The sequence below is a fragment of the Streptomyces sp. NRRL S-118 genome, from assembly GCF_000716335.1.
Classification (GTDB): Bacteria; Actinomycetota; Actinomycetes; order Streptomycetales; family Streptomycetaceae; genus Streptomyces.
Genome location: NZ_KL591059.1, coordinates 1734 through 2183, shown reverse-complemented (window position 1 = coordinate 2183; position 450 = coordinate 1734). Strand labels below are relative to the sequence as shown.

At 69.3% G+C, this 450-nt stretch carries 1 protein-coding gene; it reads right to left on the bottom strand.

The features are described 5' to 3' along the window. The coding region (locus IH00_RS0136550; protein ID WP_158828218.1) for a HAMP domain-containing protein at nt 1–450 on the bottom strand (450 nt) is incomplete at both ends.

Sequence of the window (450 nt, the reverse complement as noted above, 5' to 3'; positions counted from 1 at the left end):
CGCACCTGCGCCGTGAGGTTGCCCGCCATGAAGTTCACGGAGTCGGTCAGGTCCCGCCAGGTGCCGGAGACGCCCTTGACGTCGGCCTGGCCGCCGAGGATGCCCTCGGTGCCCACCTCCCGCGCCATGCGCGTGACCTCGTCGGCGAACGAGGAGAGCTGGTCCACCATCGTGTTGATGGTGTTCTTGAGCTCGAGGATCTCTCCACGGGCGTTGACGGTGATCTTCTGCGACAGGTCACCCTGGGCCACTGCGGTCGTCACCTGCGCGATGTTGCGGACCTGGTCGGTGAGGTTGCCCGCCATGAAGTTCACGGAGTCGGTCAGGTCCCGCCAGACGCCGCCGACGCCCGGCACCTCGGCCTGGCCTCCCAGCCGGCCCTCGCTGCCCACCTCGCGGGCGACCCGGGTGACCTCGTCGGCGAACGCCGAGAGCTGGTCGACCATCGTG